Source organism: Streptomyces sp. Edi4, from assembly GCF_040253615.1.
Classification (GTDB): domain Bacteria; phylum Actinomycetota; class Actinomycetes; order Streptomycetales; family Streptomycetaceae; genus Streptomyces.
Genome location: NZ_JBEJGY010000004.1, coordinates 934609 through 957525 on the forward strand (window position 1 = coordinate 934609; position 22917 = coordinate 957525).

The 22917-nt window shown below is 73.6% G+C and carries 21 protein-coding genes and 1 pseudogene; 13 read left to right on the plus strand and 9 right to left on the minus strand.

The genetic code is table 11. The features are described 5' to 3' along the window. Positions 1 to 21: 21 nt before the first annotated feature. Complete coding sequence (locus ABR738_RS06170) at positions 22 to 1788, plus strand: serine hydrolase domain-containing protein (RefSeq protein ID WP_350228956.1); 1767 nt, start codon at positions 22 to 24, stop codon at positions 1786 to 1788. Positions 1789 to 1846: 58 nt separating this feature from the next. On the opposite strand, the gene ABR738_RS06175 is transcribed toward ABR738_RS06170, so the two are convergent. From ABR738_RS06175 to ABR738_RS06185, 3 genes are read right to left on the minus strand one after another with little or no spacing between them, the layout of a single operon-like run. Next, entirely contained in the window at positions 1847 to 3412 is a 1566-nt protein-coding gene (locus ABR738_RS06175; protein WP_350228957.1) for a phytoene desaturase family protein, read from the minus strand. Between the two features lie 55 nt (positions 3413 to 3467). Then, positions 3468 to 4343, minus strand: coding sequence for an oxygenase MpaB family protein (locus tag ABR738_RS06180; protein WP_350228958.1), 876 nt, complete (start codon positions 4341 to 4343; stop codon positions 3468 to 3470). A gap of 35 nt (positions 4344 to 4378) precedes the next feature. Further along, positions 4379 to 5569 carry an acyl-CoA dehydrogenase family protein gene (locus ABR738_RS06185; protein WP_350228959.1) on the minus strand — a complete coding sequence of 397 codons (1191 nt, stop codon included), beginning with the start codon at positions 5567 to 5569 and terminating at the stop codon, positions 4379 to 4381. A gap of 360 nt (positions 5570 to 5929) precedes the next feature. Between ABR738_RS06185 and ABR738_RS06190 the strand changes: the two genes are divergently transcribed. Further along, positions 5930 to 6349 carry a CBS domain-containing protein gene (locus tag ABR738_RS06190; RefSeq protein WP_350228960.1) on the plus strand — a complete coding sequence of 140 codons (420 nt, stop codon included), beginning with the start codon at positions 5930 to 5932 and terminating at the stop codon, positions 6347 to 6349. A gap of 157 nt (positions 6350 to 6506) precedes the next feature. After that, positions 6507 to 6707 carry a hypothetical protein gene (locus ABR738_RS06195; RefSeq protein WP_350228961.1) on the plus strand — a complete coding sequence of 67 codons (201 nt, stop codon included), beginning with the start codon at positions 6507 to 6509 and terminating at the stop codon, positions 6705 to 6707. A gap of 188 nt (positions 6708 to 6895) precedes the next feature. Here the strand turns inward: ABR738_RS06195 and ABR738_RS06200 are convergent, their stop codons facing one another. Together ABR738_RS06200 and ABR738_RS06205 are read right to left on the minus strand one after the other, a co-directional pair. Beyond that, entirely contained in the window at positions 6896 to 7783 is an 888-nt protein-coding gene (locus ABR738_RS06200) for a carboxymuconolactone decarboxylase family protein (RefSeq protein WP_350228962.1), read from the minus strand. A gap of 29 nt (positions 7784 to 7812) precedes the next feature. Beyond that, positions 7813 to 8559 (minus strand): AraC family transcriptional regulator, encoded by a 747-nt coding sequence (locus ABR738_RS06205; RefSeq protein WP_350228963.1) that lies wholly within the window; start codon positions 8557 to 8559, stop codon positions 7813 to 7815. A gap of 129 nt (positions 8560 to 8688) precedes the next feature. Here ABR738_RS06205 and ABR738_RS06210 point away from each other — a divergent pair, with 129 nt between their 5' ends. After that, complete coding sequence (locus ABR738_RS06210) at positions 8689 to 9864, plus strand: MFS transporter (protein WP_350234444.1); 1176 nt, start codon at positions 8689 to 8691, stop codon at positions 9862 to 9864. A gap of 5 nt (positions 9865 to 9869) precedes the next feature. Here the strand turns inward: ABR738_RS06210 and ABR738_RS06215 are convergent, their stop codons facing one another. From ABR738_RS06215 to ABR738_RS06225, 3 genes are all read right to left on the minus strand, one after another. Beyond that, positions 9870 to 11438: a bifunctional phosphatase PAP2/diacylglycerol kinase family protein gene (locus ABR738_RS06215; RefSeq protein WP_350228964.1), complete on the minus strand. Its 1569-nt coding sequence runs from the start codon at positions 11436 to 11438 to the stop codon at positions 9870 to 9872. Positions 11439 to 11500: 62 nt separating this feature from the next. Continuing rightward, the gene (locus ABR738_RS06220) at positions 11501 to 11875 is read right to left on the minus strand and encodes a DUF488 domain-containing protein (protein WP_350228965.1); all 375 of its coding nucleotides are present in this window, start codon (positions 11873 to 11875) and stop codon (positions 11501 to 11503) included. 155 nt (positions 11876 to 12030) lie between these two features. Then, complete coding sequence (locus ABR738_RS06225; RefSeq protein WP_350228966.1) at positions 12031 to 13233, minus strand: hypothetical protein; 1203 nt, start codon at positions 13231 to 13233, stop codon at positions 12031 to 12033. Positions 13234 to 13416: 183 nt separating this feature from the next. On the opposite strand from ABR738_RS06225, the gene ABR738_RS06230 reads away from it, so the two are divergent. Next, on the plus strand, positions 13417 to 14367 hold the full coding sequence (locus ABR738_RS06230; RefSeq protein ID WP_350228967.1) for an SLAC1 family transporter: 951 nt from the start codon (positions 13417 to 13419) through the stop codon (positions 14365 to 14367). On the opposite strand, the gene ABR738_RS06235 is transcribed toward ABR738_RS06230, so the two are convergent. Then, entirely contained in the window at positions 14339 to 15319 is a 981-nt protein-coding gene (locus ABR738_RS06235) for a TIGR01777 family oxidoreductase (RefSeq protein WP_350228968.1), read from the minus strand. The genes ABR738_RS06230 and ABR738_RS06235 overlap by 29 nt on opposite strands. Before the next feature lie 232 nt (positions 15320 to 15551). Between ABR738_RS06235 and ABR738_RS06240 the strand changes: the two genes are divergently transcribed. The 8 genes and pseudogenes from ABR738_RS06240 to ABR738_RS06275 form a co-directional block, all read left to right on the plus strand. Next, positions 15552 to 16022, plus strand: coding sequence for a DUF5709 domain-containing protein (locus tag ABR738_RS06240; protein WP_350228969.1), 471 nt, complete (start codon positions 15552 to 15554; stop codon positions 16020 to 16022). A gap of 137 nt (positions 16023 to 16159) precedes the next feature. Next, complete coding sequence (locus ABR738_RS06245; protein ID WP_350228970.1) at positions 16160 to 16408, plus strand: type B 50S ribosomal protein L31; 249 nt, start codon at positions 16160 to 16162, stop codon at positions 16406 to 16408. 293 nt (positions 16409 to 16701) lie between these two features. Continuing rightward, complete coding sequence (locus ABR738_RS06250; protein ID WP_350228971.1) at positions 16702 to 17697, plus strand: glycerophosphodiester phosphodiesterase; 996 nt, start codon at positions 16702 to 16704, stop codon at positions 17695 to 17697. 43 nt (positions 17698 to 17740) lie between these two features. Next, positions 17741 to 18733, plus strand: coding sequence for a dihydroxyacetone kinase subunit DhaK (gene dhaK, locus ABR738_RS06255; protein WP_350234446.1), 993 nt, complete (start codon positions 17741 to 17743; stop codon positions 18731 to 18733). 21 nt (positions 18734 to 18754) lie between these two features. Then, the gene (gene dhaL, locus ABR738_RS06260; protein WP_350234447.1) at positions 18755 to 19351 is read left to right on the plus strand and encodes a dihydroxyacetone kinase subunit DhaL; all 597 of its coding nucleotides are present in this window, start codon (positions 18755 to 18757) and stop codon (positions 19349 to 19351) included. Next, on the plus strand, positions 19348 to 19761 hold the full coding sequence (locus tag ABR738_RS06265) for a PTS-dependent dihydroxyacetone kinase phosphotransferase subunit DhaM (RefSeq protein ID WP_350228972.1): 414 nt from the start codon (positions 19348 to 19350) through the stop codon (positions 19759 to 19761). Before dhaL ends, ABR738_RS06265 begins: the two co-directional genes overlap by 4 nt. Positions 19762 to 20169: 408 nt before the next feature. Further along, a complete protein-coding gene (locus tag ABR738_RS06270; protein WP_350228973.1) occupies positions 20170 to 22191 on the plus strand; it encodes an NADPH-dependent 2,4-dienoyl-CoA reductase in 2022 nt (673 codons plus the stop codon). Positions 22192 to 22247: 56 nt separating this feature from the next. After that, positions 22248 to 22769 (plus strand): annotated as a pseudogene (locus ABR738_RS06275) (PadR family transcriptional regulator); the annotation flags it as partial. Positions 22770 to 22917 lie beyond the last annotated feature (148 nt).

Consider the following 22917-nt stretch of genomic DNA (forward strand, 5'->3'; position numbering starts at 1 on the left):
GCCGGAAAGGGCCGTGTGCCGATGGCCGATGACGTACGGGGCTCCAGCGGACGGCGGGTCGCCCGCGCGGCCATGGGGCTTGGAGGAGCGCTGATGGTCGGCTCGTCACCGGAGGCAGCGGGGGCCGGGCAGGGCGCGCGGACCCTGCGGCGCGGGAGCGCCGAGCAGGCCCGGCTGCTGCCCGAGCACCTGGACCGCCTGGTGAAGGAGGCCCAGGCCTTCCTCCGCCCCTCCCCCGACCATCCGTGGTACGCGGGCGCCGTCCTGCTCGCGGGGCGCGGCGGCACGGTCGCGCTGCACGAGGCGATCGGCTGCGCCGTGCGCTATGCGGCGTACGACGAGAAGTGCGACGGCGCGGTGGAGCTCCCGCCCGGGCGGGTGATCGCGGCGGCCGAGGACACGGTGTACGACCTCGCCTCGCTCTCCAAACTGTTCACCTCGCTGCTCGCCGTCCAGCAGATCGAGCGCGGCACGCTGCGTCTTGAGCGGACGGTCGCCTCGTACCTGCCCGAGTTCGGCGCGGCGGGCAAACAGGGCGTCACGGTGCGGCAGTTGCTCACGCACACCTCGGGGCTGCGGCCCTGGATCCCGCTGTACGAGGCGCCCACCCGCGAGGAGAAGCTGAAGCTCATCTGGAACGAGGCGCCCGCGCGTCCGTCCGGCAGCGCCTATCTCTACTCCGACCTCAACCTGATCTCCCTCCAACTGGTCCTGGAGGCGATCACGGGACGCACGCTCGACGTGCTGCTCCACGACGGGATCACCGCTCCGCTCGGGATGCGCCGCACGCGCTACAACCCGCCCGCGTCCTGGAAGGCCGGGATCGCCGCGACCGAGGACGCCCGCAGGCCGTGGTCGGGGCTCGACCGGGGCCTGGTGTGGGGCGAGGCGCACGACGAGAACGCGTACTGCCTCGGCGGCGTCGCCGGCCACGCCGGTGTCTTCTCCTGCGCCTGGGACCTGGCTGTTCTCGCCCGTACGCTCCTGAACGGCGGCGCCTACGGCCAGACCCGGATCCTTGATCCCGCCTTTGTGGACCTGCTCTTCACCGACTTCAACACGGCCTTTCCCGGGCATGAGCACGGCCTGGGCTTCGAGCTGTACCAGCACTGGTACATGGGCGCGCTCGCCACGCCGCGCAGCGCGGGGCACACCGGGTTCACCGGCACGAGTATCGTCCTCGACCCAAGCACCGACACGTTCCTGGTCGTGTTGTCCAACTCCGTTCATCCGGTTCGTACTTGGCGCTCGGGGTCCGCGCCACGGGTGGCGGCGGGCGACGCGCTGGCGCGGGCCGTCGCGGTGCGTCCCGCGCACGGTGGGATGTCGTGGTTCGGGGGAATGGCGCGGGCCACGAGCGCCACGCTGACCCTGCCCGAGCTGCCCGCCCCGACCGGCCGGGCCCGGTTCGAGTGCTCGCTGTGGTGGGACACCGAGCCGGGGGTGGGCGTTCTCGCCCTGGAGGCGTCGCGGGACGCGGGAGCCACGTGGCAGCCGGTCCCGTTCACGGCCGCGCGCCCCGGTGGCGGGCTTGTGGAGCACCCGTCCGGGTCGGTGACGGGGTGGTCGGGGCGGGTCTGGCACCGGGTGGCGGCGGACCTGGCAGCGTGGCACGGCCGGCCGGCCCGGCTGCGCCTGCGGTACACCACGGGACCCCGGTACGTGGGGCGCGGGGTGTACGCGGACGGCCTGCGGGTCAGCCACGACGGCCGGACGGTGTTCGACGAGTCCCGGCCGGGCGACGCCGCGCGGATCGCGGCATCGGGCTGGACGAGGTCCGCCGACTAGGCGCCCTCGGAGCAGAGTTGACGGATCGTTGGGTGGCGCACACGGGGGGCGCGGCGCCTCAATGACCCAGCACCGCCATCGCCGCGTTGTGGCCCGGGATGCCGCTCACGCCACCGCCGCGCACGGCGCCCGCCCCGCACAGCATGACGTTGGCGTGGCCCGTCTCCACGCCCCAGCGGCCGGTCGTTCCGTCGCCGTAGGGGAAGGCGAGGGCGCGATGGAAGATGTTGCCGCCGGGCAGCCGCAGATCGCGCTCCAGGTCGAGCGGGGTCTTCGCCTCGATACAGGGGCGGCCCCGCGCGTCCAGGGCCAGACAGTCGGCGAGCGGTTCGTCCAGGTGGGCCTCCAGTTGGGCGAGCGTCGCGGCGAGGAGCAGTTCGCGTGTCTTGTCGTTGTCGTCGGCGAAGAGCCGGGCGGGGGTGTGGAGCCCGAAGAGGGTGAGGGTCTGATAGCCGCGGGCCGCGAGGTCCGGCCCGAGGATCGAGGGGTCGCTCAGGGAGTGGCAGTAGATCTCCGAGGGCGGGACGGTGGGCAGTTCACCGCGCGCGGCTTCGGCGTACGCGGTCGCCAACTGGCCGTACCCCTCGGCGATATGGAAGGTGCCGGCGAAGGCCTCGCGCGGGTCGACGGCGGTGTCCCGCAGCCGTGGCAGGCGCGTGAGCAGCATGTTGACCTTCAGCTGCGCGCCCTCGGCGGGCTCGGGTGCCCGATCGCCGAGGAGTTGTGCCAGGGCGTGCGGGGAGGCGTTGACCAGGACGTGGCGGGCGGCGACCGTGCCGGAGGCCTCACTCGTGGCGTAGTCGACCTCGGCCTCGACGCCGTCGGTGTGGATCGCGGTCACCTCGTGCCCGGTGGCGATCTCGGCTCCAGCCGCCCGCGCGGCCGCGGCGAGCGCGTCGGTGAGCGCGCCCATGCCGCCCACCGGCACGTCCCAGTCGCCGGTGCCGCCACCGATCACGTGGTAGAGGAAACAGCGGTTCTGGGCGAGCGAGGGGTCGTGGGCGTCGGCGAAGGTGCCGATCAGGGCGTCGGTGAGCACGACGCCGCGTACGAGGTCGTCGGCGAAGCGGTCCTCCACGGCGACGCCGATGGGCTCCTCGAACAGCATCCGCCACGCCTTGTCGTCCCCGATCCGCTCCCGCAGCGCGCTCGCGGTCGGCAGCGGCTCGGTCAGGGTGGGGAAGACCCGCTCGGCGACCCGGCGCGTCAAGCCGTAGAAGGACTGCCAGGCCGCGAACTCGGCGTCGGATCCGGTGAGTTGACGGAAAGAGGCGGCGGTGCGCGCGTGGCCTTTGCCGACCAGGAGGCCGCCGGGGCGCCCCTCGCGAAGGGCCGGGGTGTAGGAGGACACCGTCCGCTTGCGGACCGCGAAGTCGAGTCCCAGATCCTCAACGATCTTGTGCGGCAGCAGTGAGACCAGATAGGAGTAGCGCGAGAGGCGCGCGTCCACGCCGTCGAAGGGGCGGGTGGAGACGGCCGCGCCGCCGGTGCGGCCGAGGCGTTCGAGGACCAGGACGGACCGTCCGGCGCGGGCCAGATACGCGGCGGCGACCAGACCGTTGTGCCCTCCTCCCACGATGACGGCGTCGTACAGATCACGGGTGAACGCGGTGTGTGCGGTCATGCCCCTTGGTAACACGGGACGATCAGGCGCGGAACCCGTCCCGCGCACGGCACGTTCAGGGCCCCTCGGCCGCGGCCGCGCGTGCGCGCAGCTCGCTCGGTGCCGGGCGGGCCCCGGGGCCGAGCCGGGCGACCGCCTTGAGGATGTGGCGCGGCGGCAGCTGCCAGCGCACCGTGGCGGGGACACGGCGCAGCGTCGTGCCCATGCGGACGAGACGGCGGTCCACGGTCTGGGCGGCGGGAGCGGGGCGGCCGTAGAGCTCATGGGCATAGGCGGGAAGCGAGGCGTAGGCGAGGGTGGCCACGCGCCGCCACACCAGCGCGCGCGCCGGGACCAGGGGTGCGGGCGTGGGCGGGCGCCGCAGGAAGTCGTCCACGGTCCGGGCGTCGTCGGTGACCGCGAGCTCGGGCCGCACGGAGTCGAAGTAGGCGGCGAGCTCGGCGACGCTTCCCGGCACGCCGGCCTCGTCCAGGCCCACCAGGCGGGCGGCCACGCGGTGCTCCTGGACGTAGCGGTCGGCCTGGGCGTCGCTCAGCCACAGGCCCGAACGCCGGGTCACGGCGAGATAGCTGTCCACCTCGGCGCAGTGCACCCACAGCAGCAGCGCGGGATCGTCCATCCCATACCGCTCGCCGGTCACCGGATCGTCGGCCTTGAGCAGGGCGTGGATGCGGCGGACCCGGGCGCCGGCCCGGTCGGCCTCGTCCTTGGTGCCGTAGGTGAGCGTCCCGACGAAGTCGGCGGTCCGCAGGAGCCGGCCCCAGGCGTCCTCGCGGAAGTCGGAGTTCTGCATGACACCGCGCACCGCGCGCGGGTGCAGCGCCTGGAGGTACAGCGCCCTGATGCCCGCGATCCACATCATGGGGTCGCTGTGCACCTGCCATGTGACCGACCGGGGGCCGAAATGGCCCGGGTCGCCGTCGTCCGCCATCGGGCACCTCCGGTGGGTGGGGTCCTTGAGCCAGGCTAGCGGCGCACCCGGGGCATCCCCAGGCCGATCCAGGCGATGATTTCGCGCTGGATCTCGTTGTTGCCGCCGCCGAAGGTGAAGATGACGGCGGAGCGGTAGCCGCGTTCCAGTTCGCCGTGCAGGACCGCGCCCGCCGAGCCCTCTTTCAGCGGTCCCGCCGCCGCAAGGACCTCCATCAGGCTCGCGTAGGCGTCCCGGCGCGCCTCGGATCCGTACACCTTGACGGCGGAGGCGTCCTGGGGGGTGAGGGTGCCTTCCTGGACGGCGTTGACCATCTGCCAGTTGAGCAGCTTCATCGCCTCCAGGCGGGTGTGGGTACGGGCGAGGTTCCTGCGGACCCAGCCGAGGTCGAGGACGCGGCGGCCGTCGGCGAGCGGGACGCCGGCGGCCCAGCGCTGGACGTCGTGGAGCGCGCGGATCGCCGTGGTGCCGTGGGCGGCCAGGGTGACGCGCTCGTGGTTGAGCTGGTTGGTGATCAGCCGCCAGCCCTTGTTCTCCTCGCCGACCCGGTGCGCGGCCGGGACCTTGATGTCCTCGTAGTAGCTGGCCGTGGTGTCGTGCGAGGCCAGCGTGTTGATCAGGGTGCAGCTGTAGCCGGGGTCTGAGGTCGGCACGAGGAGCATGGTGATGCCCTTGTGCGCGGGGGCGTCCGGATCGGTGCGCACGGCGAGCCAGACCCAGTCGGCGGTGTCGCCGTTGGTGGTCCAGATCTTCTGCCCGTTCACGGTGTAGGTGCCGTCGGCCTCGCCGCCTTCGCGCACCGCGCGCGTCTTGAGCGCCGCGAGGTCGGTGCCCGCGTCGGGTTCGCTGTAGCCGATGGCGAAGTCGATCTCACCGGAGAGGATCCTCGGCAGGAAGTACGCCTTCTGCTCGTCCGTGCCGAACCGCATGAGCGTGGGGCCCACCGTATTGAGGGCCATCAGCGGCAGCGGGACCCCGGCCTGGGCCGCCTCGTCGAAGAAGATGAACTGTTCCATCGGGCTGAGCCCCCGGCCGCCGTACTCCGTGGGCCACCCCACGCCGAGCCAGCCGTCCTCGCCGAGCCGGCGCACGGTCGCGCGGTAGAACCGCTTCTGCGCCGCCGGGTCCGCGTACCGGGCGTAGACGTTGTCCGGCACGAGGCCGGCGAAGTAGGTCCGCAGCTCGGTACGCAGCTTCTGCTGCTCAGGCGTGTATGCGAGGTGCACGGCTCCTCCAGGACGGTCGCGGTACGGCGGCGCACACAGTAGAACGTGTTCCAACAATCTGGAAGGGGAGGGGCGTCCCGGGTGGCAACGGGCTGCGGGGGGCGGCCACTTGCGGGCATCCGGGACTCGTCGGCGCGGGGCGTCACCCGGACGGCGCCGAGCGGTCGCCGGGGGCCGTGGGGGCGGTGAGCATGGCCGGTGGTGCGGGGTGCGCCCCGATGGTGCGGGGTGCGCGCCCGTACCGCTTCCGCGCGGCCGCCCCGTCCGTGTCCGCACCACCGTCGCACCCCCGTCGCACCGCCGTCGCACCCCGTCGCATCCCCGCCGCACCGCCGTCGCACCCGTGAACCGGAGGCCCCCGTGACCACTGCCCGCGACCTGATGACCGCCGGCGTCCGCTGCGTCCCGGCTTCCGAGACCCTGGATCGCGCCGCCCAGTTGATGCGCGACCACGAGGTCGGCGCGCTGCCGGTGAAAGGCAGTGACGGCACCCTGACCGGCATCGTGACCGACCGGGACATCGTCGTGAAGGCGCTCGCCTCCGGGAAGGACGCCTCGAAGATCACCGCGGGCGAGCTGGCCGGGGGCGGCGTGCACACGGTGGACGCGGGCGCCGAGGCCGCGCTCGCGGTGAGGGCGATGAGCGAGGCGCGGATCCGGCGGATCGTGGTCGTCGAGGACGGTCTGCCGGTGGGCATGATCACCGAGGCGGACCTGGCCCGCAAGCTCACGGCGGAGGCCTTCGCCACGTTCGCCGGGCGGGTGTACGCGGCCCACTGAGGCGCGCTCCGCACACGGTTCGAACCACCCGTACGCGACCGGCCACGGCCCTGAGCACGGACGCCGCGCGGCGGTGGCCCTGGGGCGTGTGGGCCGGATGCGGTCCGGGTAGGCGGGGGCCAGAATGGTGCATTACTGGACGAACGTAGGAGGCGGCATGAACGACCGGTCCGATTCCAGCTCGCAGCCCGATTCCGTGACCCCCGACGCGCTGCTGCACACGGGAGCCGGGGGCGAGGTCACCGCAGAGGACCTGGTGCTCGCATCCGGACGGGACATCAACCCGGAGAACCTGGCCTGGGCGGAGCGCAAGCTGGCCGCCGAGGGCCCCGCCGCCCTGGACAAACTGCTTCCCTGAGACAAGCCGCTTCCCCGAAAGGACACACCCGGGGGAAGACCTGACCGGCGCGGGCGCCGACTCGACCGTCGCGCCCCCAACGGGCCCGCCCCCAACGGAGCCGGCCCGGGCGGACCCGGCCCGACCGGCGCGAAGCCGGGGCCACGGCCCCGGCGCCCGTCCCGGGTGACGCGTCGCCGCCCGCGCGGTCAGTTCGCCGCGCGCTCCTCGAAGACCTCGCGGGCGACGGCGATGGCGTTGAGCGCCGCGGGAAACCCGGCGTAGCTCGCCATCTGCGTGATGACCTCGACTACCTCCTCGCGGGTGCCGCCCACGTTGAGCAGCCCGTGCACGTGGACGCGCAGCTGCGGGGCGGCCGTACCGAGCGCCGTGCACATGGCGACGCTGGCCAGTTCGCGCTCCTTCAGGCCGAGCCCGGAGCGCGCGTAGACGTCCCCGAAGGCGAACTCGATGATGTAACGCGTCAGATCGGGCGCGATGTCCCGCATCGACGCGACGACCTGGTCCCCGGCGTGCCCGTCCACCTCGGCCAGCTTGGCCAGACCGCGCTCGTAGCGGTCGCCGGGCTCCGGCGCGGTGTCGACGGGGGTCGCCGTGACGTCGGGCCTGCTCTCGAAGACCTCGCGGGCGGCGGCGACGCCGTTCAGAGCGGCGGGGAAGCCCGCGTACACGGCGGTGTGGATGAGCAGTTCCACCACTTCGGCCGGGCTGACCCCGACGTTGAGCGCGCCGTCGATGTGGAAGCGCAGCTGGGGCGCGGCGTTGCCCATCGCGGCGAGCGCGCCGACTGTGATGATCTGCCGCTGGCGCAGCGTGAGGCCGGGCCGGGGCAGGACGTCGCCGTAGACGAAGGCGACGGTCATGTGGCCGAGGTCGGGCGCGATGTCGGCCAGGCTGTCCAGGATCGCCGGGCGCTCCCGCCCGCCGACGGTACGCAGCAGGGCGAGCCCGCGCTCGAACCGTTCGTCGGTCGTCTCGTCGCCCCGTACGGCGGTGGTGGCGGTCTCCGGCGTGTGCTGCGTGTGCTGCGTGTTCTGCGTGTTCTGCGTGTTCTGCGTGTTCTGTGCGCTGTTCATGCTCCAGACGCTACGAGTTGGAGCACGCTCTAACGCAAACGCCCGTGCGCGCCGGGTGTGTGGCCGAACGCCCGGCGGAAGACGTCGATGAACGCGCTGGTGGAGGACCAGCCGCACCGGTGGGCCACGATGGTCACCGGAGTGTCGTCGGCGAGCAGTTGCAGCGCGTGGTAGAGCCGCAGCTGGGTGCGCCACTGGGGGAACGTCATGCCGAGATCGGCGCGGAAGAGGCGGCTGAGGGTGCGTTCGCTCGCGCCCGCGTCCGCGCCGAGTTCCGCGAGCCCGCGCCGGTCGGCCGGGTCGGCCCACAGCGCCGCGCAGACCGCGGCCAGGCGGGGGTCGCTGGGCGCCGGCAGATGGACTGGCCACTGGGGCGCGGCACGCACCTGATCGAGCAGGACCGCGCGCAGCCGCTCCCCCTCGGGCCCCCGCTCTCGCGGTGCGCGGGTGTGGGCGAGCAGCAGCTCGCGCAGGAGCGGTCCGACCGTCACGACGGTGGGGGTGTCAAGGCCCAGCGGGTCTTCGTGGGCCGCGATCCCCATCAGGTGCAGTTCCAGCCTGCCGTGGGCCCGGTGGGCGTGCACGGTGCCGGCCGGCACCCAGATGGCGCGCGTCGCGGGGGCGACCCAGGTCCCGGCGTCCGTGGTGACCGCGAGCACGCCACGGCTCGCGTAGACGATCTGGTGGTCGTCGTGCCGGTGCGCGTCGATGCTGTCGCCGGCGGCCATCGGCTGTGCGCGGGTGGGCGCCACGGGGGTGTGGCGGATATTCGGCATTGCCTGGCATTTTATCGGAAGCGCGACAGGTACGGCGCTGGCGATGATCGGGCCGTGCCGAAGAAACAGGGTGATCAGTGCGGGGAGCGGCCGACGCGGGGGCAGGACGGCGGATTGTGGCGAAGACCGGTGTTCCTGCTTGCGGTGGGGCACGCGTGCGTCGATGTGTACCAGGGCTCCGTGGCGGCGCTCGTGCCGTTCTTCGTGGCGGAACGGGCCTATTCCTACGCGGCCGCCTCCGGTGTCGTGCTGGCGGCTTCTTTGCTGTCCTCCGTCGTCCAGCCGCTGTTCGGGGCGCTCGCCGACCGGTGGGCGATGCCGTGGCTGCTTGCGGTCAGTACGGCGCTCGCCGGGACCGGCATCGCGCTGAGCGCAAGCGGGGGCACCTACGCGATGACCCTGGCGATGGTCGCCGTGTCCGGGGTGGGGGTGGCCGCCTACCATCCCGAGTCCGCCCGGGTGGCCCGGGCGGCGAGCGCGGGGAGCCACACGGCGATGGGCTGGTTCTCGCTCGGCGGCAACCTGGGTTTCGCGGCCGCGCCGCTGCTGGTCGGCGTGGTGGTGGGGGCGGGCGGGCTCGGGGCCGCGCCGCTGCTCGCGGTGCCGGCCGCGCTCGGCAGCGTGCTGTGTGTGCTCGCGCTGCGGGCGACCCGGCTGCCCGGGCGGGGCACGGCGCGTGACCCGGGCGGCGCGGCGCGGGACGACTGGGCCTCGTTCCTGAGGCTGTCGTTGGTCGTCGTGTGCCGTTCGCTGGTGTTCGTGGGCCTGAGCGCGTTCGTCGCGCTGTACGCCCGTGAGCGGGTCGGCGGCGGTGAAGTGGCGGGCTCCGCCGCCCTGTTCGTGCTGTACGCGGGTGGCGCGGTCGGCACGGTCGTGGGTGGCCGGCTCGCGGCGCGCTGGGACCGGGTGCGGGTGGTGGCCCGGTCGTACGCGGTCGCGGCGCCGTCCGTCGCCGGGGTGGTGTTCGTGCCCGGTCCGGCTTTCTATCTGTTCGTCGCGCTGACCTCGGCCGCGCTGTATGTGCCGTTCTCGCTCCAGGTGACGCTGGGTCAGGACTATCTGCCCACCAGGATCGGGACGGCGAGCGGGGTCACGCTCGGTCTGACGGTGAGCGTGGGCGGCGTGGCCGGCCCGCTGATCGGGGCCGCCGCCGACGCCACGTCGCTGCGGACCGCCCTCGCCCCGCTGGTCGTCTTCCCCCTGGTGGCCTGGCTGACCGCGCGCACCTTGCCCGAGCCCGCGCCGCCCGAGCGTGAGGACGTGGCCGCCGGCGCCCCGGCCGCTTTGGCCGGGCAAGAGGGATGAAGGGCTCAGCGGGCCTGTCGGGCCCCGATGGCGGTGGCGCCTGCGGCGATGGCGGCCGTCGCGGTGCGGGCGCGCTGGGCGAACTCGTCCTGGGCCTCGGCGGGGCTGTAGACGGTGAGGGCGCGGTCCCGCTTGTCCAGGACCAGGGCGTCGGGCGCGGGCGCCGTCTCCCCGTCGTACGCGAGGGAGTCGACGCCTTCGAGCCCGGTCAGACGCAGTGACCGTACGCGTTCGGCCTGGTAGACGTGGGAGCGCCGCAGGGCGCCGGCCAGCGCGGAGACGGCCAGGCGCAGACGGGCCAGCGGCACTTCGGCGTCGACGGTGCGCAGGTCGAGCAGGCCTTCGTCCAGGCGCGGCCGGTAGGTGGGGGCGAGCCCGTCGGGCTGGTAGTGGCCGTTGCCCGCGAACAGCAGCCACAGCTTCCGGGGCCTGCCGTCCAGGCGCACGTGCACGGGTGTGGCGGTGCGCAGCACGCGCACGAGCGCGATGGCGGCGGCGGGCCACTTGCCGATCCGGCCTTCGAGGCCTTCGCGGATCCGGACCAGATCGGGGTAGAAGCCGACGCTGAAGGTGTTGAGGAACGCCGCCACGTCACGTTCCCCCTCGTCGCGTACGCGGGCGAGGTCGACCCGGATCGCCTCGCCGTGTTCGAGGGCGTGCGCCGTGTCCTCGAAGGCGGCGACGCCCGCGTCGAGGGCGAAGTGGTTGAGCGTGCCGCCGGGGAAGACCGCGAGCGCGAGCCCGGCCCGCGCGGCGCGTGCCGAGGCCGCGTTCACGGTGCCGTCGCCGCCGCACACCCCGAGCACTTTGGCCAGTCGACCGGCCCGGTCGACGGCCTCGTCGAGGAGTTCGCCCAGATCGTCCTGCGGACCGAGAACGACGATCTCGGCTTCGGGCAGCAGCAGTCTCAGATGGTCCCGCGCGGGCAGCCGGCCCACCACCCCTTTGCCGGAGCCGCCGTTGACGACCACGACGAGGCCCCGGCCGCGCCGCAGCGTGGGCGCGTCGGCGCGGGTGTGCAGCGGGTGCACGGGTCGAGGCCTCGGCGGCCACCAGTAGCAGGTGACGGCGGCGGCGCCCACACCCAGGACACAGCCGGCCAGCACGTCGCCCGGGTAGTGGACGCCGACGTAGACACGCGAGAAGGCCACGGCCGCGGCGAGGGGGGCGACGAGCGCGCCGTACCGGGTGGACTCCAGGGCCACGCCGGCCGCGAAGGCGGCGGCCGACGCGGAGTGGCCCGAGGGGAAGGAGGAGGTGCGCGGCGCCTTCGCGAGGCGGCGCACCAGCGGGACGGCGTCCACCACCGGGCGCCCGCGCCGGGTGGCGTACTTGGCGACGGTGTTGGTGGTGAGCGAGGCCAGCGCGAGGGCGCCCGCGCCGCGCCGCGCGGCCCTGCGGGCCGTGGGGCCCCCGGCGGCGGCGAGCACCGCCGCCGTCGCCAACCACAGCCCGCCGTGGTTGGCCGCGCGGCTCAGTCGGGGCAGCACCCGGTCCGCGCCGGCCAGGCGCGCGGTGGCCACCCGCTCGAACCAGCGGCGGTCGATCGTCCCCATCCGTGACATCGGTGCCATGCTCCCTGCCTAGCGGGAGCGGCGCCCGTCCGCCCGCCGGGTTCGCCCGTACGGACGCCCGCTCAGCGGGGCCGGCCTTGCTTGAGGGCGGCGAGAAGCGTCGGCACGTGACTGTGGTCGACGTCCTTGGCCGCGGTCAGCAGGGTGACGGTGTGCGCCTTGGCCAGATCGAGCAGCCCGTCCAGCGCCCTGCGCTGTTCGGGCCCTGCCAGTTCGGCCTTGTAGCGCTCCTGGAACTCCGCGAAGCGTGAGCGGTCCTCGTGGTACCAGCGGCGCAGCTCCGTGGAGGGGGTGAGGTCCTTGGGCCACTCATCGACCGCGGCGTGTTCCTTGGACAGGCCCCGGGGCCAGAGCCGGTCGACCAGGACGCGTACGCCGTCGGTGTCCTCGGGAGGGTCGTAGACGCGGCGGACCCTCGGTGCGCGCTGTGCCGGCATCGGTGCCTCCCAGGTGTCGCTCCCCCGCGCGTCGCCCCCGGCCCCACCCTGCCAACGGTCCGGGAGTCGCGCGACCGCCGGGCGGGTCGGCACCGGCGGACCGGTGCCGACCCGCCCGGCGGTCGGGCGCCACTGTGGGTGGCGGTGTCGGCGCCTCAGACGCCGACGGCCTCCTCGATCTCCTCTTCCTCTGCGGCCTCTGCGGCCCCGGCGGTGGCGGCGGTGGCCGGGGGCACGGTGGACGCGGCGGGCGCCGGAGATGTCATGGGCGTCTCGGACCGCGTCACCTCGGCCGCGGGCGTCCGGCGGCGTTCTACGGCGCCGGAGATCATCATCACGGCGAGACCGAGGACCAGCCACGCGATAAGGACCCACACATCGCGTGCGAGACCGTGGCCGCCGAAGTAGACCAGGTCACGGATGCCCTCCAGGAGGCCCGCGCCGTTCCAGAAGGCGTGCAGACCGCCGAAGAACCCGTTCTGGAGCTCGGGCCTGAAGAGCCCGCCGGAACTCGTGAAGTTGAGCATCACGAAGAGCACCATCACGCCGAGCGTGGTCCAGCGCTTGAGGAAGGTGTGCAGCCCGACGCCGAGGAAGAGGATGCCCGCCGAGTACAGCCAGGCCATCGCCCACACGCCCCACAGCCCGTGGTCGACCAGGTGGAACAGCGGTCCCGCGAAGGCGGCGCCGATCAGGGAGACCACGAAGGAGACCCCGGCCACCAGGCCCGCCCGGGTCCGGAGCGTGAGACCCGCCCCGGCCGCGCCGAGCACCGCGACGGATGCGTACGAGCCGATGCTGACCGCGATGAGCAGGAAGAAGATGCCCGAGCCCGTGGGATCGCCGGAGACCGGCGGCACCACGTCGGTGATCTTCAGCGGGGCGCCCTGCGCGGTGGCAACCGGCGTGAAGATCTTCTCGACGGCGGTGGCGCTCATGTCGGATCCGGCCGAGGCGACGATGAGCTCCGGCGTCTTGGCGTCCAGGACGTAGGCGCCGGTGATGTCACGGGACTTGAGCTGGTCCACGGCGGTGGCGCGGTCGGGGACGGTGCGCACGTCGAGCTTGTCGCCCGCCTTGCCTGCCGCGCCTGCCGTGTTCGCTGTGGCCGCTCCGTTTGCCTTGTCCTGGATGGTCTGCGCGAACACCTTCGCCTCGGGGCCCGCCCCCACGACGGCGACCGGCAGGTGGTGCGGTTCGGGGGAGACGAACGCGCCGAGGTAGGCGAGACCCATGCCGAGGCACATCAGGAGCGGGGTGATCAGATGCGTGAGGACGTGCCGCAGCGCGGGGTTGGACGGCGTCGTACGCACGAGCGCCGGCGCGCCGGGCCGGCCGGCCTTGTGACCTGCGGACATGAGCGGACCCTTCTGCTCGTACCCGCGACCGGGACCGGTCACGAACCGCGAGCGCAATGGTTGGTATTTACAACTGCTATGAGTTGTACTCTACAAGCATCTCTCCGTGGACGCCACCTCGGCGGCCCGGGAGCGAGAGTCGCCTCGGTGGCGACGGCGGACCGCCCGCGTTGAGATGGGCCCATGAACCGCCAGGGCGCCCCGTGGTGGGCCGAGCTGCCGCCGGCCGCCGGCGCCGCCGTCATGGCCACCGCGATCGTCTCCATCGGACTGCACCTGACCGGCCACGAAACGCTCTCCCGGGTGGGCCTGGCCATCGCCGTGCTCCTGTGGCTGCTGCTCGCCTGGGACTTCCTGTGGCGGCTGCTGGGAAACCGGGCCCGCTGGTCCGGCGAGGCGGACACCCCGCCCGCGCTCACCGCCGTCGCCGCCACCACGGTGCTCGGCACCCGCCTCTGCGCGCTCGGCCGCGAGGACGTGGCGGCGGGGCTGCTCGCGCTCGCGGCGGTGATCTGGCCGGGGCTGCTGATCGCGGTCGTACGCCACTGGCACCCCCGGATGCCCGGCGCGGCCTTCCTGGTGTGCGTCGCCACGCAGGGCCTGGCGGTGCTCGCGGCGACGCTCTTCCTGGCGGGCGCGGGCGACTGGCTGGGGTGGGCCGCGCTCGGCGCGCTCGTGCTCGGCGTGCTCCTCTACGGGGAGGCGCTGGCCAGATTCGACGTCCGGGAACTGGCCCGGGGGGCCGGCGACCAGTGGATCGCGGGCGGCGCGCCGGCCATCTCGGCACTGGCCGCGGCGAAACTCACCATCTCACCGCTGTGGACCGGCGCCGCGCACACCGCCCTGCGCACCACCACCCTCGTCCTGGTCGGCGTCAATCTCGCGGCGTGCGCGGTGCTGCTCGGCTTCGAGGTGCGAAGGCCTCGGCCGCGTTACGACATCCGGCGGTGGTCCACGGTCTTCCCGCTCGGCATGACCTCGGTCGCCGCGCTGACCGCCGCGACCGCCACCGGGACCGGGTGGCTGCGCCCGCTCGGCGAGGGCGTGCTGTGGGCCGCCTGCGCGGCCTGGCTGCTCGTGCTCGCCGGGTTCACCCGCAAACGGCTCAACTCCCGCTCCGGACCGGGAGGTTGACCCGGCCCTGGCGCCCGGAGCGGGCACGTGCGACCAGGTCGGCCGCCGCGCTCGGCCAAGCGGGATACGCGAAGGTGAAGCCCGCGTCCAGGAGGCGCCCGGGCACGACGCGACGGCTCTTGAGCAGCAGCTCGGTGTCCGAGCGCAGGGCGAACGCGCCGAGCCCGGCCATCCACCGGGTCGCGGGCAGACCCACCGGGATGCCCCGGGCGTCGCGCAGCGCGCGCATGAAAGCCCGTTGCGGCAGCGGAGCGGGGGCCGCCAGATTGACCGGTCCCGTGATGTCGTCGCGCTCGACGAGGAAGCGGAGCGCCCGGACGAAGTCGTGGTCGTGGATCCAGGAGACGTACTGCGCCCCGCCCGCGACCGGACCGCCGAGCCCGAGGCGGGCCAGCTTCGAAAGCACGTCGAAGACGCCTCCCCGGTCGGGACTCATCACCATCGCCGAGCGCAGGGCGACCTTGCGCGTGTGCGGCGTACGCGCCTCCTCCTGCGCCGCCTCCCATGCCTTGGCGATCTCCACGCTGAAGACCCAGTAGCCCGGAACGTCCGGCTCGGCGCCGCCCAGGATGCCGCTCGCCTCGTCGTTGGGCGCGTCGAAGCGGTGCGCGTACACCGTCGCGGTGCTCATCTGGAGCCAGAGCGCGGGGGGCCGCGCCGCGTCGGCGATGGCCCGGCCCACGACCTGGGCGGAGCGTACGCGCGAGTCCATCATGGCCCGCAGATTCGCCTCGGTGTAGCGGCAGCTCACGCTCCGGCCGGCCAGGTTGACGACGACGTCACTGCCGTCGACGACATCGGTCCACGCGCCGGGCGTCTCGCCGTCCCAGCCCACTTGGCGCGGGCCGCGCGGCCGTCGCGTGAGGATCACGACATCATGGCCCGCGGCCGTCAGCGCCCGGTCCAGGATCGAGCCGACCTGCCCGGTACCGCCGGGAATCACTACCTTCATCGCGCACCCCCTCGTTGTTGACGTGACCCTAGCGCACAGACTTGAACGCGTTCAAAGAGGCTCCGTCCCAGGTGGCCTGCCCGCTTCGGCGCGCCGAAGCCCCCTGCCCCGCCGCCGATCACCCGGCCGGATCGCGTGCGGTGGTCGGCGGGGACGAGCGGGCCGACACTGGAGGTGCCGGCCGGATCGGATCCGCGGCGTGCGAACCGCCGGCGCAACCCAGGAGGCAGCCGTGGTCGACAGTGAGGCGTGGGGAGACGAGGTCTACCAGCCCGACGGCTCCGAGGTGCAGGACGACGAGGGCATCCTGGGCACCGAGGACACCCTGGACGAGGGGCCCGAGGACCCGCTCGACACGGGGTATTCACCGCCGGAACGGCCCTGGGCCGTGGAGCGACCCGGGGTGACCGCCGCCGAACGGCTGCGCGGCGAGAGCCTGGAGCGGCGCCTCGCCCATGAGCTCCCCGAGGTGGCCGAGGCGGAGGGCGACGGCGTGGGCGACACCTGGGACACCGACGGCGAGCCGCGCGACAACGAGGTCGGCGCGGCCCGCGCGGGCCGGCTCGTGGCCCCGGACGAGGGCGCGCACCCCGACGAGGAGACCCGTCTGTTCGCCACGGACGTGGGCCTGGACGGCGCGGCGTCCTCGGCCGAGGAGGCCGCGATGCACGTCGTCGACGAGGACGCCGTCGACGGCCCCTGACCACCCGGCGGCCATGGGAAGCCGCGCCTCCCAGGTCCGCGGGACCGCCCGCCCTCCCTCAGCGCCCAAACCCCTTGCACCACACCAAACCCCTTGCACCACACCGCAGTTGTGCCGACCGACACCCCGGAGACTCCATGCAGCGCGACAAGCAGCCCCCCTACCAGCCGGTCGTCTTCCGTGACCGCGCGGCCGGATTCGCCTTTCTGACCCGGTCGACCGCGACGAGCGAGGAGAGCATCGACTGGGACGACGGCAACACCTACCCCGTCATCGACGTGGAGATCTCCGCCGAGAGCCACCCCTTCTACACGGGCCAGGCGCGGACGGTCGACACCGAGGGCCGCATCGCCCGCTTCGAGCGGCGCTACGAGGGCAAGGCGTGACCTTGGCCGGGGCGGACGGCCGAGCCCGCCCCGGCCTGGGCCCTCCTCCTGCACGTGCGTGCTGCGGCCCTTTCGAGCCGTACGCCCCACGAGGCCCCCTCCCCCCGCGCGGGTCTGCCCCGCCGGGCCGTTCACCTGCACGCTCCTGGGTCTTTTGACCGAGTCCGCGCCACCCGGGCCGGGGAACGCGACCGCGTTCTGGCCATCGTCCCCCGGAGCGGGTGCCGCCGCGCGTCACGCGCTGGCACCCTCGCGGCTGTTGATCCGAACCCGTCGTGAGGAATGGAATGCGCATGCGCCATCGCACCGCCGTGTTCACCGTCGTCGGCGCGCTGTGCGGGGTCCTGGCCCTCATCCTCGCCCTGTCCGCCGATTCCACGCGGGCCACGACGATCGCGACCGTCGCACCGGTCGCAACTGTCGCACCGACCGCACCGACCGCACCGACCGCACCGACCGCACCGACCGCACCGACCACGGTTTTCGGCCATCGCGGGGCTCCGGCGCACGCCCCCGAGAACACGCTCGGCTCGGTGCGCGAGGCCGCGGATCTGGGCGTGGAGTGGGTGGAGAACGATGTCCAGCGCACCCGCGACGGAGCGCTCGTCGTCATCCACGACACCACCCTGAAGCGCACCACCGACGCCGAACGGCGCTACCCCGGGCGCTCCCCGTGGGCGGTCGGCTCGTTCACGCTCGCCGAGATCGAGCAGTTGGACGCGGGCGGCTGGTTCGGCCCGGGCTTCCGGGGCGAGCGCGTGCCGACCCTCCAGGAGTACCTGAGCCTGCTGGACCGTACCGGCCAGAGTCTCCTGCTCGAACTGAAGCAGCCGGAGCTCTACCCGGGGATCGAGCGCCAGACCCTCGACACGCTCGGCCGGGCCGGCTGGCTCGACGGGCCGCATCTGACTCGGCGCCTGATCGTCCAGAGCTTCAGCGCCCCCGCGCTGCGCACCACCCACAGGCTGCGCCCCGAGGTGCGCACCGGCTTCCTTGGCAACGTACCGCTGTCCCGGCTCGGGCAGTACGCCGCCTTCGTGGACGAGTTCAACACCGAGCAGGGCGCGGTGACTTCGGCGTATGTGAAGGCGGTGCACGCGCTCAGGAGTCCGCACTGGCCGAGGATGCGCGTGAACGCCTGGACCGTCGACAGCGCGGATGCCGCCCGTGCCCTGGTGCGGCGCGGCGTGGACGGCGTCATCTCCAACCGGCCCGACGTCATCAGGCGGGCGACCGGCGGACACCCGCTGCGGCCGCTCCGCCCTGCCCGCGCTCCGGGCTTCGCGTGATACTGGGGCCGACACACTCCGCACGCCTCGCCTGGAGGTCATGGTGAACAAGCTCATCAACGTGCCCGAGAGCGTCGTGGCCGACGCGCTGCGCGGCATCGCGGCCGCGCATCCCGCGCTGACGGTCGACGTGGAGAACCGGGTGGTGCTGCGGCGTGACGCGCCCGTCGCCGGTCGGGCGGCCCTCGTATCGGGCGGCGGCTCCGGGCACGAGCCGCTGCACGCCGGGTTCGTGGGGCCGGGGATGCTCTCCGCCGCGTGCCCCGGTGAGGTGTTCACTTCGCCGGTGCCGGATCAGCTGGTGCGGGCCGCGGCGGCCGTGGACGGCGGCGCGGGGGTGTTGTTCGTCGTCAAGAACTACACCGGCGACGTCCTGAACTTCGACATGGCGGCCGAGCTGGCCGAGGACGAGGGGGTGAGCGTCGCCAAGGTCCTGGTCGACGACGACGTCGCCGTCACCGACAGTCTCTACACAGCGGGGCGGCGCGGCACCGGCGCCACCCTGTTCGTCGAGAAGATCGCCGGAGCGGCCGCGGCGGAGGGCGCGCCGCTGGAGCGGGTCGAGGCCATCGCCCGTCGGGTCAACGCCGGCGCGCGCAGCTTCGGGGTGGCGCTGAGCGCCTGCTCGACCCCGGCCAAGGGCGGCCCGACCTTCGAACTGCCGCCCGGGGAGCTGGAGTTGGGCGTCGGCATCCATGGCGAGCCGGGGCGTGAGCGGCGGGCGATGATGACCGCCCGGGAGATCGCGGACTACGCCGTGCACGTCGTCCTCGACGATCTGCGGCCGACCAGTCCCGTACTCCTCCTGGTCAACGGGATGGGCGCCACTCCCCTGCTCGAACTGTACGGGTTCAACGCCGAGGTGCACCGGGTGCTCGCCGAGCGGGGTGTACCGGTGGTCCGTACGCTCGTCGGGAACTATGTCACCTCGCTGGACATGGCCGGGTGTTCGGTGACGCTCTGTCAAGTGGACGAGGAACTGCTGCGGTTGTGGGACGCGCCGGTCAACACTCCCGCGCTGCGCTGGGGTTGCTGAGTGATGACTGAGGGAGAGCCTGTGCTCGACGCCGCGTTCATGTGCCGCTGGATGTCCGCCACCGCCGTCGCGGTCGACCGCGACGAGGCCCGGCTGACCGACCTCGACTCCGCGATCGGGGACGCCGACCACGGGGCCAACCTCCGGCGTGGTTTCACCGCCGTGGCGGCGGCGCTCGACAAGGAGCCTCCGGGCACCCCGGGGGCCGTACTCGCCCTCGCCGGGCGGCAGTTGATCTCCACCGTGGGCGGCGCGTCGGGTCCGCTGTACGGGACGCTGCTGCGGCGCATGGGCAAGGAGCTCGGGGACGCGGACGAGGTCACCCGAGAGCAGCTGGCCCGGGCGCTCGGCGCCGGGGTGGCGGCGGTCGGCCTGCTCGGCGGGGCGGCGGCCGGGGACAAGACGATGCTGGACGCGCTGCTGCCCGCCGTCGACGCGCTGGGCGAGTCCTTCGGTGCGGCGGCCGACGCGGCCGGGGCGGGGGCGGCCGCGACCGTGCCGCTGCGGGCCCGCAAGGGGCGGGCCAGCTATCTCGGCGAACGGTCGGTGGGGCATCAGGATCCCGGGGCGGCGTCGGCGGCGCTGCTCATCGGCGCGCTCGTGGAGGCCGCCGCGTGAGCGGGGCCGAGCCGCTGGTCGGCGTGGTGCTGGTCTCGCACAGCGCGGCGGTCGCGGCGGCGGTCGCGGAGCTGGCCCGGGGCCTTGCGGGCGGCGACGCCACCGTCCCCGTCGCCGCCGCTGGTGGGCTGCCCGACGGCGGGCTCGGCACCAGTGCGGAGCTCATCGTGGCGGCGGCCGAATCCGTCGACCGGGGCGCGGGGGTGGCCGTGCTGGTGGATCTGGGCAGCGCGGTCCTCACGGTCAAGGCGCTGCTGGCCGAGGGGGACGAACTCCCGCCCGGGACGCGGTTGTTGGACGCGCCCTTCGTGGAGGGGGCGGTGGCGGCGGTCGTCAGCGCGGGGGCGGGGGTGGGGTTGGAGGGGGTCGAGGCGGCGGCGTCGGAGGCGTACGCCTACCGGAAGGTCTGAGGGGGTTGCTTCCCCCTCGGCCCCGCCCCGGCCGCGACGGGTCACCTTCGGGCCTCTCCGGGGTGCGGGCCCCTGAAACCCCGCTTTCGCCTGCGGGCCGCGCGGGGTACTCGCGCAGTTCCCCGCGCCCCTCAAAAGCCCCGCCTTCGACTGCGGGCCGCGCCCGGCTGAGCGCGCAGTTCCCCGCGCCCCCGAGAAGCCCCACCCCCGCCGTGGTACTCGCGCAGTTCCCCGCGCCCCTCAAAAGCCCCGGGGCTCTTCCGCGTGCACCGGCTCGTCCTCGACGGCCGTCCCCAGGGCGGGAGCGCGGGCCGTGTGAGGGGCGCCTCAGTGTTATGCAACTTGTTGCATAAGGGGTCCCGGCTGGTCTACAACGGGGGTGACGACACCCCACCCGGAGGCGCCCCCATGACCGCGTACCCCCACCTGCTGAGCCCCCTGGACCTCGGGTTCACCACGCTGCCCAACCGGGTGCTGATGGGTTCGATGCACGTCGGGCTCGAAGAGGCCGAGAACGGGTTCGAGCGGATGGCCGCGTTCTACGCGGAGCGGGCACGCGGCGGCGTCGGCCTCATCGTCACCGGCGGCATCGCCCCGAACGACGCGGGCCGCCCCTACCCCGGCGGCGCCCGGCTCACCACCGAGGCGGAGGCCGCGCAGCACCGCACCGTCACCGAGGCGGTACACCGCGAGGGCGGCCGGATCGCGATGCAGATCCTGCACTTCGGCCGGTACGCCTACCACGAGGATCTGGTCGCTCCGAGCGCGCTCCAGGCGCCGATCAGCCCCTTCGTGCCGAACGCACTGAGCGACGACGAGGTCGAGAACACCGTCGAGGACTTCGTGCGCGCCGCCGAGCTCGCCAAGTCCGCCGGTTACGACGGCGTCGAGATCATGGGCTCCGAGGGCTATCTGATCAACGAGTTCATCGCGGGCGCCACCAACCACCGCACCGACCGCTGGGGCGGCTCGTACGACAACCGGACGCGCTTCCCGGTCGAGATCGTGCGCCGCACCCGCGAGCGCCTTGGCGACGGCTTCATCATCATCTACCGGCTCTCGATGCTGGACCTGGTGCCCGGCGGCTCGACCCTGGAGGAAGTCGTCACCCTGGCCCGCGCCGTCGAGGCGGCCGGAGCCACGCTCATCAACACCGGCATCGGCTGGCACGAGGCCCGCATTCCCACCATCGCGACCTCGGTGCCCCGCGGCGCGTACACCTGGGTCACCAAGAAGCTGATGGGGTCGGTGTCGATCCCGCTGATCACCAGCAACCGCATCAACACCCCTGAGGTGGCCGAGCAGTTGCTCGCCGAGGGCCGCGCGGACATGGTGTCGATGGCGCGCCCCTTCCTCGCCGACCCGGAGTTCGTCGCCAAGGCGAGCGCGGGGCGCTCCGAGACCATCAACACCTGCATCGGGTGCAACCAGGCATGCCTCGACCACACCTTCAGCGGGAAGATCACCTCCTGCCTGGTCAACCCGCGCGCCTGCCACGAGACCGAGCTCGTGCTCTCCCCCACCAAGCTGCGCAAGCGCCTCGCCGTGGTCGGCGCGGGCCCGGCCGGCCTCGCCTTCGCCGTCGCGGCGGCCGGCCGCGGCCACGCGGTCACCCTCTTCGACGCCGCCGACCGCATCGGCGGTCAGCTCGACATCGCCCGGCGGGTGCCCGGCAAGGAGGAGTTCGAGGAGACGCTGCGCTACTTCCGTACGCAGCTCGAACTGCGCGGTGTGGACGTGCGGTTGAACACCGAGGTGCGCGCGGCGGACCTGAGGGACGGCTCGTACGACGAGATCGTCGTCGCCACCGGCGTCACCCCGCGAACCCCGGAGATCCCCGGCTCGGACCACCCGAGCGTCGTCAGCTACCTCGACGTCCTGCGGGACGGGGCGCCGGTGGGCGAGCGGGTCGCGGTCGTCGGCGCGGGCGGCATCGGTTTCGACGTCGCGGAATACCTCACCGACGGCGGCGACGCGGCGAGCCTTGACGCGCAGACGTACTTCCGCCAGTGGGGCGTCGACACCACGTACGCCGGGCGCGGCGGGCTGCGCGGGGCCGAGCGGCCCAAGCCGCCGCGCCAGGTCCACCTGCTCCAGCGCAAGACCACGAAGGTCGGCGCGGGGCTCGGCAAGACCACGGGCTGGATCCACCGCACTGAGCTGAAGCACCGGGGCGTGACCATGGTCCCGGGCGTGCGCTACGACCGGATCGACGACGAGGGCCTGCACATCACCGTGGACGGGCAGTCCTCGGTGCTGCCCGTCGACACGGTCGTGCTGTGCGCGGGCCAGGAGCCGCGGCGCGGCCTGTACGAGGAGCTGAGCGCGGCGGGCGCGACGGTCCACCTGATCGGCGGCGCCGACGTGGCCGCCGAGCTGGACGCCAAGCGCGCCATCGACCAGGGCACCCGGCTGGCCGCCGCGCTCTGAGCGGTGTGGCCGGCCGGCGCGGTCAGCCGGCGCGGCCGCGAACCTAGGATGCGGTCATGTCCCTCCCGCACGCGATCTTGACCGCACTGCTCGAAAAGCCCTCGTCCGGGCTTGAGCTGACGCGCCGTTTCGACAAGTCGATCGGCTACTTCTGGTCGGCCACGCACCAGCAGATCTATCGCGAGCTGGGCAAACTGGAGCAGTCCGGGTTCATCCGCGCGCTGGCGCCCGCCGCGCCGGCGCGCGGCCAGAAGAAGGAGTACGAGGTGCTGCCGGCGGGCCGGGCCGAACTCGCCCAGTGGGCGGCGTCCGGGCAGGACCCGAAGCCCCTGCGGGACCCGTTGCTGCTGCGCGTGCGCGCGGCGGCGGTGATCGGGACGGATGGTCTGCGGGCCGAGCTGGAGCGCCATCTCGGCCTGCACCAAGGCCAGTTGACGACATATCAGGCGATCGAGACGAAGGACTTCCCGCCGGAGCGGGACAGCGAGCAGGACCGCCTGCGGCATCTGGTGCTGCGCGGCGGCATCGCACTGGAGACGTTCTGGGCCACCTGGCTGACCGAAGCGCTCAACACCCTCAACGCGCCTGGCACCCCCGGCGCACGCGATGCACCCGGCACCCCCGGCGCACGCGTCGCCCCCGGTGCACCCGGCACCCCTGACGCCCTCGGCGCCCCCGGCACTCCTGGCGCCTCCAGCGCACCCGGCCTACCCGGCGCCCCCAGCG

Excerpts from the sequence above, each read along its gene's own strand:
- ABR738_RS06170 (WP_350228956.1), top strand. The coding sequence starts at position 22 with ATGGCCGATGACGTACGGGGCTCCAGCGGACGGCGGGTCGCCCGCGCG.
- ABR738_RS06175 (WP_350228957.1), bottom strand. The coding sequence starts at position 3,412 with ATGACCGCACACACCGCGTTCACCCGTGATCTGTACGACGCCGTCATC.
- ABR738_RS06180 (WP_350228958.1), bottom strand. The coding sequence starts at position 4,343 with ATGGCGGACGACGGCGACCCGGGCCATTTCGGCCCCCGGTCGGTCACA.
- ABR738_RS06195 (WP_350228961.1), top strand. The coding sequence starts at position 6,507 with ATGAACGACCGGTCCGATTCCAGCTCGCAGCCCGATTCCGTGACCCCC.
- ABR738_RS06200 (WP_350228962.1), bottom strand. The coding sequence starts at position 7,783 with ATGAACAGCGCACAGAACACGCAGAACACGCAGAACACGCAGAACACG.
- ABR738_RS06205 (WP_350228963.1), bottom strand. The coding sequence starts at position 8,559 with ATGCCGAATATCCGCCACACCCCCGTGGCGCCCACCCGCGCACAGCCG.
- ABR738_RS06215 (WP_350228964.1), bottom strand. The coding sequence starts at position 11,438 with ATGGCACCGATGTCACGGATGGGGACGATCGACCGCCGCTGGTTCGAG.
- ABR738_RS06220 (WP_350228965.1), bottom strand. The coding sequence starts at position 11,875 with ATGCCGGCACAGCGCGCACCGAGGGTCCGCCGCGTCTACGACCCTCCC.
- ABR738_RS06225 (WP_350228966.1), bottom strand. The coding sequence starts at position 13,233 with ATGTCCGCAGGTCACAAGGCCGGCCGGCCCGGCGCGCCGGCGCTCGTG.
- ABR738_RS06230 (WP_350228967.1), top strand. The coding sequence starts at position 13,417 with ATGAACCGCCAGGGCGCCCCGTGGTGGGCCGAGCTGCCGCCGGCCGCC.
- ABR738_RS06235 (WP_350228968.1), bottom strand. The coding sequence starts at position 15,319 with ATGAAGGTAGTGATTCCCGGCGGTACCGGGCAGGTCGGCTCGATCCTG.
- ABR738_RS06245 (WP_350228970.1), top strand. The coding sequence starts at position 16,160 with ATGCAGCGCGACAAGCAGCCCCCCTACCAGCCGGTCGTCTTCCGTGAC.
- ABR738_RS06250 (WP_350228971.1), top strand. The coding sequence starts at position 16,702 with ATGCGCCATCGCACCGCCGTGTTCACCGTCGTCGGCGCGCTGTGCGGG.
- ABR738_RS06270 (WP_350228973.1), top strand. The coding sequence starts at position 20,170 with ATGACCGCGTACCCCCACCTGCTGAGCCCCCTGGACCTCGGGTTCACC.